At 63.6% G+C, this 258-nt stretch carries 1 protein-coding gene; it reads left to right on the top strand.

Translation table 11 applies throughout. The features are described 5' to 3' along the window. Positions 1 to 258: penicillin-binding transpeptidase domain-containing protein (locus tag ACR9ZK_RS22510; protein WP_481344150.1), on the top strand; the 258-nt coding region annotated here is incomplete at both ends.

Raw genomic sequence — 258 nt, 5'->3', positions numbered from 1 at the left:
ACCGCGTCATCACCGACACCTTCGAGCCGGGTTCCACCTTGAAGCCGTTCACCGTCGCGCTGGCGCTGGACAAGGGCCTGATCAAGCCGACCACGCTGTTCGACGCGGGCAATGGCCGTTACCAGACCGGCGGCCACACGATCCGCGACACGCACCCGCACTGCGTCATCGACGCCACCACGATCATCCAGAAGTCGTCCAACATCGGCACGACCAAGATCTCCGAGCTGCTGTCGGCCCAGGAGATGTGGGAGATTT

It is taken from the genome of Monashia sp. HAY1-5C (assembly GCF_056755255.1).
Note: the sequence above shows the minus strand (reverse complement) of the source record. Positions and strands in the feature narration are given on the sequence as shown.